The sequence below is a fragment of the Gemella haemolysans genome (assembly GCF_901873445.1).
Taxonomy (GTDB): Bacteria; Bacillota; Bacilli; order Staphylococcales; family Gemellaceae; genus Gemella; species Gemella haemolysans_C.
On the sequence record NZ_CABFLN010000037.1, the window covers coordinates 1 to 13,006 of the forward strand.

General features: G+C 30.3%; 16 protein-coding genes. 5 read left to right on the forward strand and 11 right to left on the reverse strand.

Annotation, left to right across the window (positions count from 1 at the left end):
* Nucleotides 1-47 precede the first annotated feature (47 nt).
* A complete protein-coding gene (locus JX287_RS05390; protein ID WP_204643317.1) occupies nt 48-494 on the forward strand; it encodes an FxLYD domain-containing protein in 447 nt (148 codons plus the stop codon).
* 40 nt (nt 495-534) lie between these two features.
* Here the strand turns inward: JX287_RS05390 and JX287_RS05395 are convergent, their stop codons facing one another.
* From JX287_RS05395 to JX287_RS05415, 5 genes are read right to left on the reverse strand one after another with little or no spacing between them, the layout of a single operon-like run.
* Nucleotides 535-1,614, reverse strand: coding sequence for an ABC transporter substrate-binding protein (locus tag JX287_RS05395; RefSeq protein ID WP_204643319.1), 1,080 nt, complete (start codon nt 1,612-1,614; stop codon nt 535-537).
* 1 nt (nt 1,615) lies between these two features.
* Nucleotides 1,616-2,416 (reverse strand): ABC transporter permease, encoded by an 801-nt coding sequence (locus tag JX287_RS05400; protein ID WP_204643321.1) that lies wholly within the window; start codon nt 2,414-2,416, stop codon nt 1,616-1,618.
* Nucleotides 2,416-3,234 (reverse strand): ABC transporter permease, encoded by an 819-nt coding sequence (locus JX287_RS05405; protein ID WP_204643324.1) that lies wholly within the window; start codon nt 3,232-3,234, stop codon nt 2,416-2,418. Before JX287_RS05405 ends, JX287_RS05400 begins: the two co-directional genes overlap by 1 nt.
* A 2-nt stretch (nt 3,235-3,236) precedes the next feature.
* Nucleotides 3,237-4,325: an ABC transporter ATP-binding protein gene (locus JX287_RS05410; protein WP_204643325.1), complete on the reverse strand. Its 1,089-nt coding sequence runs from the start codon at nt 4,323-4,325 to the stop codon at nt 3,237-3,239.
* 10 nt (nt 4,326-4,335) lie between these two features.
* Nucleotides 4,336-4,881: a helix-turn-helix domain-containing protein gene (locus JX287_RS05415; protein ID WP_204643326.1), complete on the reverse strand. Its 546-nt coding sequence runs from the start codon at nt 4,879-4,881 to the stop codon at nt 4,336-4,338.
* 336 nt (nt 4,882-5,217) lie between these two features.
* Between JX287_RS05415 and JX287_RS05420 the strand changes: the two genes are divergently transcribed.
* Complete coding sequence (locus JX287_RS05420) at nt 5,218-6,069, forward strand: RluA family pseudouridine synthase (RefSeq protein ID WP_204643327.1); 852 nt, start codon at nt 5,218-5,220, stop codon at nt 6,067-6,069.
* Between the two features lie 51 nt (nt 6,070-6,120).
* Here JX287_RS05420 and JX287_RS05425 read toward each other — a convergent pair whose 3' ends face one another.
* The 6 genes from JX287_RS05425 to rpsB form a co-directional block, all read right to left on the reverse strand.
* Complete coding sequence (locus JX287_RS05425; protein WP_003146143.1) at nt 6,121-6,366, reverse strand: YneF family protein; 246 nt, start codon at nt 6,364-6,366, stop codon at nt 6,121-6,123.
* A 2-nt stretch (nt 6,367-6,368) separates the two neighbouring features.
* Nucleotides 6,369-6,572, reverse strand: coding sequence for a DUF896 domain-containing protein (locus tag JX287_RS05430; RefSeq protein WP_239650343.1), 204 nt, complete (start codon nt 6,570-6,572; stop codon nt 6,369-6,371).
* Nucleotides 6,573-6,582: 10 nt separating this feature from the next.
* Entirely contained in the window at nt 6,583-7,140 is a 558-nt protein-coding gene (frr, locus tag JX287_RS05435; protein ID WP_204643329.1) for a ribosome recycling factor, read from the reverse strand.
* A gap of 24 nt (nt 7,141-7,164) precedes the next feature.
* A complete protein-coding gene (gene pyrH, locus JX287_RS05440; protein WP_204643330.1) occupies nt 7,165-7,878 on the reverse strand; it encodes a UMP kinase in 714 nt (237 codons plus the stop codon).
* Nucleotides 7,879-7,997: 119 nt separating this feature from the next.
* Complete coding sequence (gene tsf, locus JX287_RS05445) at nt 7,998-8,885, reverse strand: translation elongation factor Ts (RefSeq protein WP_204643331.1); 888 nt, start codon at nt 8,883-8,885, stop codon at nt 7,998-8,000.
* 56 nt (nt 8,886-8,941) lie between these two features.
* The gene (gene rpsB, locus JX287_RS05450) at nt 8,942-9,679 is read right to left on the reverse strand and encodes a 30S ribosomal protein S2 (protein ID WP_048801949.1); all 738 of its coding nucleotides are present in this window, start codon (nt 9,677-9,679) and stop codon (nt 8,942-8,944) included.
* A gap of 354 nt (nt 9,680-10,033) precedes the next feature.
* On the opposite strand from rpsB, the gene JX287_RS05455 reads away from it, so the two are divergent.
* The 3 genes from JX287_RS05455 to JX287_RS05465 all read left to right on the forward strand — a co-directional run bounded on the left by JX287_RS05455 (nt 10,034) and on the right by JX287_RS05465 (nt 12,700).
* Nucleotides 10,034-11,077: a metal ABC transporter solute-binding protein, Zn/Mn family gene (locus tag JX287_RS05455; RefSeq protein ID WP_204643332.1), complete on the forward strand. Its 1,044-nt coding sequence runs from the start codon at nt 10,034-10,036 to the stop codon at nt 11,075-11,077.
* 125 nt (nt 11,078-11,202) lie between these two features.
* Nucleotides 11,203-11,913, forward strand: coding sequence for a metal ABC transporter ATP-binding protein (locus tag JX287_RS05460; RefSeq protein ID WP_204643336.1), 711 nt, complete (start codon nt 11,203-11,205; stop codon nt 11,911-11,913).
* Nucleotides 11,906-12,700 carry a metal ABC transporter permease gene (locus JX287_RS05465; RefSeq protein ID WP_204643337.1) on the forward strand — a complete coding sequence of 265 codons (795 nt, stop codon included), beginning with the start codon at nt 11,906-11,908 and terminating at the stop codon, nt 12,698-12,700. The genes JX287_RS05460 and JX287_RS05465 overlap by 8 nt, the downstream gene beginning before the upstream one ends.
* Nucleotides 12,701-13,006 lie beyond the last annotated feature (306 nt).

The following is a 13,006-nucleotide window of genomic DNA, read 5'->3' on the forward strand; positions in this document are numbered from 1 at the left end:
TATATATATATATAATATTAGTATAAAAATTTTATGGAGGAGTTATTATGTCAAAAAAAATTACAGATCAAGATGGGAATGTATATATTCAAAAAAAACCTATCTATAAAAGAGTTTGGTTTATAATTTTAGCTGCAATTATACTTATATTAATTATTCAGCAAACAACTGGTAACAAGAAAAAAGATGTTGAAGTTAAAAGTTCTACTCAAGAAACTCAAAAAGCTAAATATGAAGTTTCTGAATTAAATATAGAGAAAGATTCTTTTTCTAGCTATGTTACAGGTGTGTTAAAAAACAATACTGACAAAGAGAAATCATATGTTCAAATTACAATTCCAGCTTACGATGCAAATGGTAATAAAGTTGGGGATGCTTTAGCAAACATCAACGACTTAAAACCTAATTCTACATGGAAATTTAAAGCTATGTACCTTGGTTCTGAGAAAAATGTTACATTTAAAACTGAAGAGTTAAAAGTTAGTGGCTTTTAATATTAAAACGAGATTATCAAATTTGATAATCTCGTTTATTTTATTTTCTATTATTAATCTTGAATTTCAAGAATAAATCATTGTAAAGTTGAAGCATTTTCGGTTCTAAATCTTGATACACTTCTGCTCTGTCACCGAAACTTTCTAAATCAGGATAAAATTGTTCATCGCTTGTAGTTTCTTCTGGAAGTAATTCTTTAGCTTTTGTATTCGGTGTTGCATATCCAATAAACTCTGAGTTTTTCGCCGCATTTTCTGGTTTTAACATAAAGTTGATAAATTTATATGCTGCTTCTTCATTTTTAGAAGTTTTTGGAATTACTATATTATCAAACCAAAGATTTGTTCCTTCTTTTGGTAAGGCATATACCATATTTTCGTTTTCACCCATAATTGCTTTAGCATCACCTGAGAACACTACTGAAGCCCATGCTTCATTGTTAATCATAAGCATTTTCTTCTCATCAGAGTTAATTGCTTTAATATTTGGATGAAGTAACTCTAATTTTCTTTCTGCTAGGTTTAGGTTTACCTCATTAGTATCATTTACAGAATTCCCTTCTGACTGAAGAGCAATTCCCATCATTTCACGTGCACCATCAATTAATAATATATTATTTTCTAAACGTGCATCCCAAAGGTCATTCCATTTTTCAAATTTAAGATCTTCAGGAACTTTAGTTTTATCATAAAGTATTCCTAGCGTTCCCCAGAAATAAGGAATTGAATATTCATTTTTTGGATCAAAACTTTTATCTCTAAATTGTTCATCAATATTATCAAATCCTTCAATTTTACTGTGATCTAATTTTTTTAGTAAATTTAACTTTTTCATCTTCTTAATCATATAGTCAGATGGAATTACTATGTCATATGGTGTAGATCCTGATTGAATTTTTGTAAGCATCGCTTCGTTAGAATCGAATGTTTCATAAACAACTGAAATTCCTGTTTCTTCTTCAAATTTCTTAATTAAATCTGGATCAATATATTCTCCCCAGTTGAAAATTGTTAAAGTTTGTTTATCCCCACTATTCGAACTATCTATAAAATTACGACTATATAAAAGTCCTAAACAAATAACTAAAATTGAAACAGCTGAAATAAGTAATTTTTTCATATTATCTTACCTCCCTTTTTAATTTACTAGTATTAATTACATAATAAATAAGTACTGCCACAACTACGAAAATAGTTAACACTGTAGATAACGCATTGATTTGTAAGTTGATTCCTTGACGTGCCATTGAGTATATTTCAACAGAAAGTGTTTGAAATCCATTACCTGTAACGAAGAATGTCACAGCAAAATCGTCTAATGAATATGTTAATCCCATGAAAAATCCTGCCCAAATCCCTGGAGTAATGTATGGAATAACAATTTTACTTAACACTTGTGGATAAGAAGCACCAAGGTCGATTGCAGCATCTACCATACTTTTAGGCATTTCGTATAATTTAGGTAATACCATAAGTACTACTATTGGAATACTGAATGCAATATGTGATAATAACACTGACCAGAAGCCTTGGATTGTTTCTAATCCAGTATATTTAGAAATAAAAGTAAACATTAATAAGAATGAACATCCGATTATAACATCAGGGCTAACAATCAGAATATTATTACCAACTAGGAATGAATTTTTCTGTTTATTAGATTTTAAAGAATATATCCCTAAAGCACCTAACGTCCCAAAGATTGCTGAAAACAGTCCACACAATAATGCAACTACCACTGTGTTAATTACAATAACCATCATTCGCGTATTTTCAAATAAATCTACATAATGTTTCCAAGAAAAACCTTCAAAATCAATCATTGTCTTACCTGAGTTAAACGAGTAATATGCTAGGTAAATTAGAGGTATATATAATATTGCAAAGATAACCCCTAAATATATTTTTGAAGTTAATTTCATTATTTTCTACCTCCAAAATTAGTTTTGTCTTTAGTATTTGTAAGAACCATTATAATTCCCATTACCACTATTAAGAATACTGCGATTGTTGAACCTACTCCCCAGTTTTGAGTAACTAAGAAATGTTCTTCAATAGCTGTACCTAAATTTATTATTTTATTTCCTGCTACTAAACGAGTAATCATGAATAATGATAGAGCTGGAATAAATGTTACCTGAATACCAGTTTTCACCCCATTAATACTAAGTGGTAAAATAATTTTCATAAACGTAGTTTTAAAATCTGCACCAAGATCATACGATGCTTCAATCAAATTCTTATTCATACCAGATACAGAGTTATATATTGGTAATAACATAAATGGTAAGAATATGTAACTTGATACAAAAATGAAACTAAATGAATTAAATAGTAAACTCTGACTACCGATACCTATGTATTCTAAGAAACTATTAATTGTTCCATATTCTCCAAATAATCCTAAAAACGCATAAGTTTTTAATAAGATATTAATCCATGTTGGTAAAATTATTAGTAAAAGTAATAATTCTTTATGTTTACTTTTGTTAATAGCAAACGCTAATGGATAACTAATTACCAAACATATCAATGTAATTAAGAGAGCATACCAAAAACTGTAAAGTGTCATAAGTACATATGTGCTACTAAAGAATATTTTATAGTTAGCTAATGTGAAGTTTCCATCTATATCTCTAAATGAATGATAGACGATAAGTACAATTGGAAATACTACAAAAAGTAACATCCACATTACATATGGAATCATAAAAAATGAACGAGTTTTTTTATTAAACATTTTTACTCCTCCTCTTCATATGATTCAAGACGAGCATCGAATTCTTCTTCTGTTTCTCCAGGTACCATGATATGAATTGCTTCAGGATCAAAGTTTAAGCTTACGGCAGCCCCCGGTTTTGCTTCTTTTGTTGAATGAACAATCCATTCATTATATTGATCATCTAAACAACAAATTTCATAGTGAACCCCTCTAAATAATTGAGTATCAACAACTACATTAATTTTTCCTTTTTCAGCACTTGTAATTTCCAAGTCCTCAGGACGAATTACAACTTCTACACGTTTATTCTTATCTAATCCAGCATCAACACATTCATACTGTTTACCATAAATTTCAACTAGATAATCATCTAACATAACCGCATTAACTATATTAGACTCTCCGATAAAGTCAGCAACAAAGCGGTTAACTGGTTCATCATAAATATCAAGTGGTGTTCCACTTTGTTCAATCTTACCATGATTCATAACAAAGATATAATCACTCATCGCTAAAGCTTCTTCTTGATCATGCGTTACATAAATAAATGTAATTCCTGTTTGTTGTTGAAGCTCACGAAGTTCATATTGCATCTCTTGACGTAATTTTAAATCTAATGCTGATAAAGATTCATCAAGAAGAATAATTTCAGGTTCGTTAACGATAGCACGTGCAATAGCAACACGTTGTTTTTGTCCACCACTCATTTCGCTTAATTCACGATTTTCAAATCCAGCTAAGTTGACTTGTTTTAAAGCTTTTTTTACTTTTTTCTTTATAATTTCTTTCTTCTCATTTTTTATTTTAAGTCCAAATGCCACATTTTCAAAAACATTCATATGTGGGAATAAAGCATAGTCCTGGAAAACTGTATTAACATGTCGTTTATTAGCTGGTAAGTCATTTACTACTTTACCATCTAATAATACATTACCTGAAGTTGGGCTTAAGAATCCTCCTATTAATTTTAGAATTGTACTCTTCCCACATCCACTAGGCCCTAGTAATGTGTAAAATTTACCCTTTTCTATTTCTAAATCAATATCTTTTAGCACTTTATTATTACCAAAAGACATATTTACATTTTTGAATTCAACAATATTTGCCATTTTTTTCTCCTTATAAATACGAATTAGTAGCTACTATTAATACTTCACATTCTTCATTAAATGGATTTGATAATCTATGCTCTGATGTAGCTAAAAAATAAAAACTTTCATTTGTTGAGGCTATAAATTCCTCGTCTCCTAATTTTAATTTGCATTTTCCCTTTAAAACATAACATAATGTTTCTGATTCTGAAGGATCAAATGTTTTGTAATTAGAATTTTTCTCTAGTTTTAAAATTAGAGATTCCATTTCCTTTTCATTTGATTCAGGAACTAACCAAGTAAGTTCATATCCTTCATCCGTCTCCTCATAACTAGTTTGATCCTCTAAAGAATAATAAACTTTTTGGCTTGTACTTTCTTTATCAAAAAAGTCCTTAGGCGCACAACCTAATACTTGTAATATATTAAAAAAAGTTTCCATCGATGGCGATGCTAGGTCACGTTCTACCTGGGATATATATCCTTTACTCAAGTCTGTACGTTCACCTAATTCTTCTTGGGTGAGGTTCTTTTGTATACGTAGTCTTTTTAATCTTTCACCTATAGAATACATAACTTCTCCTTACTCTAACAAAAAATAAATATTTGTTTATCAATATCTAACTTTTCGTTATCTATGTTTATTATTATCTAACTTACTGTAATAATTGTTTACCATTAGTAAACTTATCGTTATTTAAGTTTATTATTAGTAAACACATTGTTTAGTATAATTAAATCACAAATTATATATTACTATATTTTATAGTTAAAATCAAGTTAAAATTCCCTATTTTATAAAGTTTTTTTAGTTAATTTTATAATATTATAATCTTCATTTTTCTTTCTTATATCATCAATTTAGTATATAATAATATTATCAAGAAAAGAAATAATACAAGGAGTCTCAATGAAATTCAATATAATACAAACTTTCCCTACAGTAGAAAGTTATTTAAGTCAATTTCTAAAAGTTTCAAAGAAAAATATCCATACTATAAGAATGAATAATCATCACAATAAAGAAACAATTAAAATTAATTCAAATGAAGCGGAATTAAACTCACCATTAAAAGCTGGTGATATTTTAGAAGTTAACTTAGACTTAGTAACATCGAAATATAGAGAAAATTCTACAGTATCTATATCTAAAGAGTTTGAAGATGAATACTTATTAGTTGTTTCTAAACCATTCGGTATAAAAACACACCCAAATGATATAGAATTAGAAGATAATACATTGGTAAACTATTTAATTTCTGACTACAACTACTTAGAACCTATCCATAGACTAGATACTGATACTTGTGGATTAGTAATATTAGCCAAAACACCATTAATTAAAGCAAAACTAGATCAGATGCTTGAACAAAGAGAAATTAAACGTTACTATTCTGCACTAATAAAAAATAATATTAAACCACAAACTATCAATTCAAATATAGGTAGAGATAGTAAAGAGAAAAATAAAATGGCTGTAACAAGAAATGGTAAAAATGCGATAACTAATATACTTGACTGTGTGAAAATAGATCAAAACAAATTTTTAATAACAGTATCATTAGAAACCGGACGAACACATCAAATCCGTGTTCATTTAGCCTCTAATGGAGTTGCAATTATTGGTGATAAACTTTATTCTAAAGATGGATATAAATACGATAAAATGTATTTAGGAGCATTAAAAGTTGAATTTCCACACCCAGTTACAGAAAATAAAATAGAAATTAAATCTTCTTTAGAAAAAGAATTTTTACTATAGATTAACACAGAAAAAACAGATGTGCATTTTTTACACATCTGTTTAATTTTATTATTTTTTCATTTGTTTTTGAGCTTGTTTTTGCGCTTTTTGCATGTTGCTCATAACTTGATTGATTTTTTTACGAGATGGTTTTTGTCCCATTTGACTCATCATACTCATAACCATATCTTCGTTAATTTGAGGATTTTTTTCCATGTAGTTCATGAAATTACGTCTTGCCAGGAAGAATCCTCCTACAACACCAGCAAGTAAGCAAATTGCTCCAACTAAAATTGTAACTGCAGTTGCACTCATTGTTAATTTCCTTTCTTCTTAGGAGTTATATCTTCTCCATTTTCATTAATTACTCTAGTATTATCTAATATATTTCTCATATTAGATTTAAAATTTTGTAAATATAATTGTCTATATTTAGCTAATTCTTCTGATTCCTCAGTAGTTAATTCACGCTCTTTTTTCGTAGCGTTAAGTGAATTAATTTTAGCAATTACTTCTGTCATTTCCATATTATTATACACTCATTAACTCGTCTTGTTTTTCTTTTGTTACTTTATCAATTTCAGCTACGAATTTATCAGTAACTTTTTGAATATCATCAGAATATCCTTTTAGATCATCCTCAGTAATTTGAGAAGCTTTTTCTAATTTTTTCATTGAATCCATAGCGTCACGACGTACATTACGTACTGCAACTTTAGCACCTTCAGATTCTTTACCTACTAATTTAGCAAGCTCTTTACGGCGTTCTTCAGTTAATGCTGGGAAAACGATACGGATTACAGATCCATCGTTTGAAGGATTTAATCCTAAATCAGAAGCTTGAATAGCTTTTTCAATATCTCCTAATAAAGTTTTTTCATATGGAGAAATAACAAGCATTTTTGGTTCTGGTACAGAAACACCTGCTACTTGGTTAATTGGAGTTGGTACACCGTAGTAATCAACTGTTAATCTATCTAAAACAGCTGCACTAGCTTTACCAGCTCTAATTGATGCTAATTCACGACGTAAACTAGCAATAGCTTTTTCCATTTTCTCGTTTAAATTACTCATTATTTGTTCAGGCATAATTGTAAACTCCTAATATAAATTTTATTCAATAATTGTTCCTAAGTTTGAATCAGAAACAACTTTAACAATATTTTCTGCTTCATCTATTGAAAAGACAATAATTGGCAAGTGATTATCCATACAGAATGTAATAGCTGTAGAATCCATTATTGTTAACCCTTTGTTCATGATATCCATGTATGACAACTTATCATATTTAGTTGCAGTACTATCAAGTTTTGGATCTGCAGAGTAAACTCCATCAACTCCATTTTTCCCCATTAAAATAGCTTCAGCTCCAATTTCTTTTGCACGTAATGCTGCTGTAGTATCTGTTGAAAAATAAGGATTACCAATACCCGCTGCGAAAATTGCAACACGACCTTTTTCTAAGTGTCTTATTGCACGTCTTCTAATATACGGTTCAGCCATTGCTTTCATCTCAACTGATGTTAAAACACGAGTATCAACACCTTTTTGTTCTAATGAATCTTGTAATGCTAATGAGTTCATAACTGTAGCTAACATACCCATTGAATCTGCTGTAGCACGTTCCATACCTAGTTCTTCACCAGTTTTTCCGCGCCAGATGTTTCCACCACCTACAACGATAGCAACCTCTACCCCTTGTTTTACTACTTCTACAATTTGAGAAGTTATTCTAGTAACAACTTCAGAATCAATTCCAAATCCTTTTCCACCTGCTAGTGCTTCACCACTAAGTTTATATAAAACTCTTTTATATTTAGTAGCCATTTTTATCCTCCTAATAAATTAAAGACATAATTGTTAATACTATACTAATTTTTTAAAAAAGCACACACAAGAAGTGTGTGCTTAACCTCTTTTAATAGAATATATTAAATAGAGAATTATTATTTGCTAGCGTTAACTTGGCTCATTACTTCTTCGGCAAAGTTATCTTCTTTTTTCTCGATACCTTCACCAACCTCGTAACGTACGAATTTAGCAAGTTTTCCACCTTTTGAAGCTACGAATTTTTCAACTGTGAAACTATCGTCTTTAACAAATTTTTGTTTAACAACAGTGATTTCTTCTAAGAATTTGTTAATTCTACCAACGATCATTTTTTCAACGATGTTAGCAGGTTTTCCTTCGTTTAATGCTTGCTCAGTTAATACTTTTTTCTCGTGCTCAAGTACATCAGCTGGTACTTCGCTTTCGTCTAAGTATCTTGGAGCTAATGCAGCGATGTGCATTGCAACATCTTTAGCTGCTTCTTCATCAGTGCTTCCTTCAACAAGAGTAAGAACCCCAATTCTTCCTCCCATGTGAGAATATGCACCAAATGCATCAGCATCAGTTTTAGAAACAACTTCAAATCTTCTTAATGAAAGTTTTTCACCGATTGTAGCAATTCCTTCGTTAATTACTGCTTCTACAGTTCCACCTTGAGCCTCAACTTGAAGAGCTTCTTCTAAAGTTTTTGGTTCAGCTGCTAAGATAGCTTCTGCAACATTTTTTACTAAAGCAACGAATTTTTCGTTTTTAGCAACGAAGTCAGTTTCTGAGTTGATTTCTAAGATAACAGCTTTGTTACCTTTAACCTCGATGTAAGAAAGACCTTCTGCAGCGATTCTATCAGCTTTTTTAGCTGCTTTAGCGATACCATTTTCTCTTAGGTAGTCAATTGCTGCTTCGATATCTCCATCAGTTTGAGTTAGTGCTTTTTTACAGTCCATCATACCAGCACCAGTACGTTCTCTTAATTCTTTTACCAAACTAGCTGTAATTTGTGCCATTTTGATTTGCCTCCGTTATTTTATTTTTATATTTTTTATAATTTTTTATCTTTAGATTATTCTTCTGTTGCTTCTACTTCTTCTACGAAAGCTTCTTCAGTTCCTTCGATGTTTCCTTCGTTGTAAGCTACAAAAGCGTCTGCCATTTTAGCTGTTAATAATTTAACCGCACGGATAGCGTCGTCGTTTGCAGGGATTACGTAATCAACGTCATCTGGATCACAGTTTGTATCTACGATACCTACTACAGGAATTCCTAATTTTTTAGCTTCAGCAATAGCGTTGTGCTCTTTCTTAGGATCTACTACGAAGATTGCATCTGGCATACCTTTCATTTCACGAATTCCACCTAGGAATTTGTTTAATTTATCGTATTCTTTTCTTAATTCGATAACTTCTTTTTTAGGTAATACTTCAAATACTCCATCAGCTTCCATTTTTTCAATTTCAGCGATTCTGTCAATACGTCCTTTAATAGTTTTGTAGTTAGTTAAAGTTCCACCTAACCAACGGTGATTGATGTAGTATTGACCACTTCTTTCAGCTTCTTCTTTAATAGCATCTTGTGCTTGTTTTTTAGTACCTACGAATAACATTTTTCCGCCTTGATCAGCAACTGATTTTACGAATTCGTATGCTTCATCAACTTTCTTAACTGTTTTTTGTAAGTCGATAATGTAGATACCGTTTCTTTCTGTGAAGATGTATTTATCCATTTTAGGGTTCCATCTTCTTGTTTGGTGACCGAAGTGTACACCAGCTTCTAATAATTGTTTCATTGAAATAACTGCCATAGTTATTTTCCTCCTTGGTTTTTTCCTCCGACACTCTCTAAGCTTACTGCAAACATAAATGCACCGAGCAGCTACTCAAATGTCGTGTGTTATATTTTTGTTGATTTTTACTCAACTTTATTAATTATATAGCATAAACAACTAAAAATCAAGTATTTTATTAGACTTTTTACTTATTAATATGATATTCAAAGTTGAGGATATCTAGTTAATAATTTTTATACATTTATATAGTAAGATAATATTATTTCATTCTTAATCAAAATAATTTCGTTTAACATCTTGATTTTTTCATTAAGTAGTATTATAATCTATTAGAACGTAATAATTACGAATAACGGAGGAATATTATAAATGAATAAATTTTTTAAACTAATTTCAATTGTTGCTGCATTCGCACTACTTTTAGTCGGATGTTCAAGCAAAACAAATTCTGGAGCTTCAAACCCTGGAAGTAAAACTAAAATTGTTACTTCAGTTAACTTTTATGCAGAAGTAGCTAAGAGTATTGCAGGAGATAAAGCAGAAGTTTCATCTATTATTACTTCAACTTCAGTTGATCCGCATGATTTCGAACCAACAGCTCAAGATGCTAAAGCTGTAGCTGATGCCAACATTGCTATTTTAAACGGTGGAGGTTATGATTCATGGTTTGAAAAACTTACTGCAAATAGTAAAGACATTAAAAAAATTGATGGCGCTAAACTACTAGGACTTAAAGATGGAGATAATGAACACATTTGGTATAATCCTGAAGTAATGAGTAAAGTTGCTGACGAACTTACTAAAGTATTATCAGAAAAAGATTCTTCTAACAAAGATTTCTTCGAAAAAAATAGAGATAACTATAAAAAGGAACTTTCTAAAATCACTGATAAAATTAATTCATTAAAAGAAAAAGCAAATGGAAAATCAGTATTAACAACTGAACCTGTTTTTGAATATGCGGTAGATGCATTAGGATTCAAAACTAGTGACCAAGTTAAAAAATTAGCTCAAGCTACTGAAGAAGGTAATGACCCTGCTCCACAAGACTTAAAAGCTATCCAAGAGCAAATTAAATCTAAACAAATTTCATTAATCATAAACAACGTTCAAACTACAAATAAAACTATTGAAGGCTTAATTAGCTTAGCTGAACAAAATAAAGTACCAGTACTTAATGTAACTGAAACACAACCTGATGGTAAAACATATATCGAGTGGATGTTAGATCAATATAATAAACTAGAAGAAATTCTAAATGGTGGTTCTGGTGAAAAAGCTTATCATGTTGAAGGTGCTGACGAAGGACACTCTCACGACCACGGTCACGAAGGTCATTCTCATGAAGGACACTCTCATGGAGATAAAGACAAAGATCATGACCACGATCACGAAAAAGAACATAAACATTAATAAGAAGATTAAAAATTAGTCTTCACATATTATAAATATGTAGTATAATATAAAGAAGAGATTCTAAATCGTATCTCTTCTTTTTTATATATTAGAAATAAAAAATTATTAATTTAGGAGATTTTATGGCTGAACTTAAAATAGAAAATCTCACATATTCTATAGGAGATAAAACAATTTTAAATAACATTTCATTCAGTTGTAATTCTGGTGAAGTAATTGCTGTCGTTGGAAAAAACGGTGTCGGTAAAACAACTTTACTTAACAACATACTTGGAAAGTTAAATAAAACAGATGAGATTAAGCTAACTGGAGAAAATCCTACACTTGGTTATGTACCTCAGTTTAGACAAATAGATGAGGAACTTCCTTTATCGGCTAAGGACTTTGTATCATTACCAATTCAAAAAGGATTTCTTCCATGGCTTAATAAAAAAGAAAAACAAAGTATCCAAGCTGCTTTATCATTAACAAATTCACTTAAATTACAAAATGAATCAATCGGTACACTTTCTGGAGGAGAAAAACAACGTGTTTTCTTAGCACAGGCTTTAGTAAATAAACCAAATCTACTATTACTTGATGAATTTACTTCAAACTTAGATAAAACAAGTGAAATTGAATGTATGACTTTAGTTAAAGATATTACAAAAAAAGAAAATATTATAACTCTATGTATAACTCACGAGCTTTCACTTTTAGATGAGAAATATGTTGATAAAATACTATACCTAGAAGAAGGTTGCTTCAAATTTATCAGTATAGCGGACTATAACAAAGAGAAGAATACACTAAAACTTTGTAAACACTATGTAGGAGATAACAACCATGTTTAATTATGATTTTATGCAAAATGCCTTTATAGCTGGTACAATCGTTGCAATAATGGCAGGATATATAGGTGTGTTTGTGATGGCTAGAAATATGTCATTCATTTCACACACACTTTCTCACGTTGGGTTCGCTGGTGCAGCTTTCGCTGTTTTCTTAGGCATAAATCCAATATACGGATTACTAATCTTTACTATTACTATGTCATACCTTGTTGGTCATCTTAGCGTTAAAGCATTTAGGCGAGAAGCAACAGTAAGTGTTATGTTAGGAATCTTTCTTGGACTAGGACTACTGTTCTTATCTTTAACACCGAAGAGCACTAGTTATGTTAATAATATTCTTTTCGGAAGTGTTGTCTCTATAACTAGAGATGATGTTAAATTAATTTTTACACTCGCATTAGCCGTAATTTTATTACTTTCTATTTTCTATAGAAAAATTAAATTTGATTCGTTCGATGCGATTGGAGCAAGAGCTTTAGGACTTAACGGAAAATTTATTTCAATATTTTTCTTAGTTCTATTATCTGTTGCTACTAGTATTACAGTACCAGTAGTAGGAGCATTATTAATGTTCGTACTATTAACGGTACCTGCTAGTGCAGCAAGATATCTCACTAATAAAGTAGGTCTAATGATTGCTATATCAATATTGTTCGCTCTAATTGGTACATGGGTAGGGATCACTCTTTCATACTACACTTCCCTACCTACTACTTTCTTTATAGCAACTATAGAAGCATTATTTTACTTTTCTAGTTTAGGTTACTATAACATCAAAAGAAAATAAAGATATAAATAAACGAGGCTGACCCAAAAGTCCTAAATTTTAACAAGGTTTATATGAGAACTCATATACGCAGTGGTTTATTGATATCTAAATTCACTTTATAAAAGCTTTTAGATATCTAATAAACTGTGTGGAGGGACACATCAAAATCACGATTTTTGAGTCACTCTCGTTTCGTTTAATGATTTTTCCCAATATCTCGGACTTGATAAAGATCCCTTTTTATATGGGTCTATAATAAATACGGTTGATAATAAATATCAGCCGTATTTAAATTTATAAAAAAATAGAAAAGAATGTAAAATT

Bases quoted from the DNA above. Each gene is read 5' to 3' on its own strand.
- JX287_RS05425 (WP_003146143.1), bottom strand. From the start codon at position 6,366: ATGAGTGCAACTGCAGTTACAATTTTAGTTGGAGCAATTTGCTTACTT.
- JX287_RS05415 (WP_204643326.1), bottom strand. From the start codon at position 4,881: ATGTATTCTATAGGTGAAAGATTAAAAAGACTACGTATACAAAAGAAC.
- JX287_RS05405 (WP_204643324.1), bottom strand. From the start codon at position 3,234: ATGTTTAATAAAAAAACTCGTTCATTTTTTATGATTCCATATGTAATG.
- JX287_RS05420 (WP_204643327.1), top strand. From the start codon at position 5,218: ATGAAATTCAATATAATACAAACTTTCCCTACAGTAGAAAGTTATTTA.
- JX287_RS05390 (WP_204643317.1), top strand. From the start codon at position 48: ATGTCAAAAAAAATTACAGATCAAGATGGGAATGTATATATTCAAAAA.
- frr (WP_204643329.1), bottom strand. From the start codon at position 7,140: ATGCCTGAACAAATAATGAGTAATTTAAACGAGAAAATGGAAAAAGCT.
- rpsB (WP_048801949.1), bottom strand. From the start codon at position 9,679: ATGGCAGTTATTTCAATGAAACAATTATTAGAAGCTGGTGTACACTTC.
- tsf (WP_204643331.1), bottom strand. From the start codon at position 8,885: ATGGCACAAATTACAGCTAGTTTGGTAAAAGAATTAAGAGAACGTACT.
- JX287_RS05395 (WP_204643319.1), bottom strand. From the start codon at position 1,614: ATGAAAAAATTACTTATTTCAGCTGTTTCAATTTTAGTTATTTGTTTA.
- JX287_RS05410 (WP_204643325.1), bottom strand. From the start codon at position 4,325: ATGGCAAATATTGTTGAATTCAAAAATGTAAATATGTCTTTTGGTAAT.
- JX287_RS05460 (WP_204643336.1), top strand. From the start codon at position 11,203: ATGGCTGAACTTAAAATAGAAAATCTCACATATTCTATAGGAGATAAA.
- JX287_RS05465 (WP_204643337.1), top strand. From the start codon at position 11,906: ATGTTTAATTATGATTTTATGCAAAATGCCTTTATAGCTGGTACAATC.
- JX287_RS05430 (WP_239650343.1), bottom strand. From the start codon at position 6,572: ATGACAGAAGTAATTGCTAAAATTAATTCACTTAACGCTACGAAAAAA.
- JX287_RS05400 (WP_204643321.1), bottom strand. From the start codon at position 2,416: ATGAAATTAACTTCAAAAATATATTTAGGGGTTATCTTTGCAATATTA.
- pyrH (WP_204643330.1), bottom strand. From the start codon at position 7,878: ATGGCTACTAAATATAAAAGAGTTTTATATAAACTTAGTGGTGAAGCA.
- JX287_RS05455 (WP_204643332.1), top strand. From the start codon at position 10,034: ATGAATAAATTTTTTAAACTAATTTCAATTGTTGCTGCATTCGCACTA.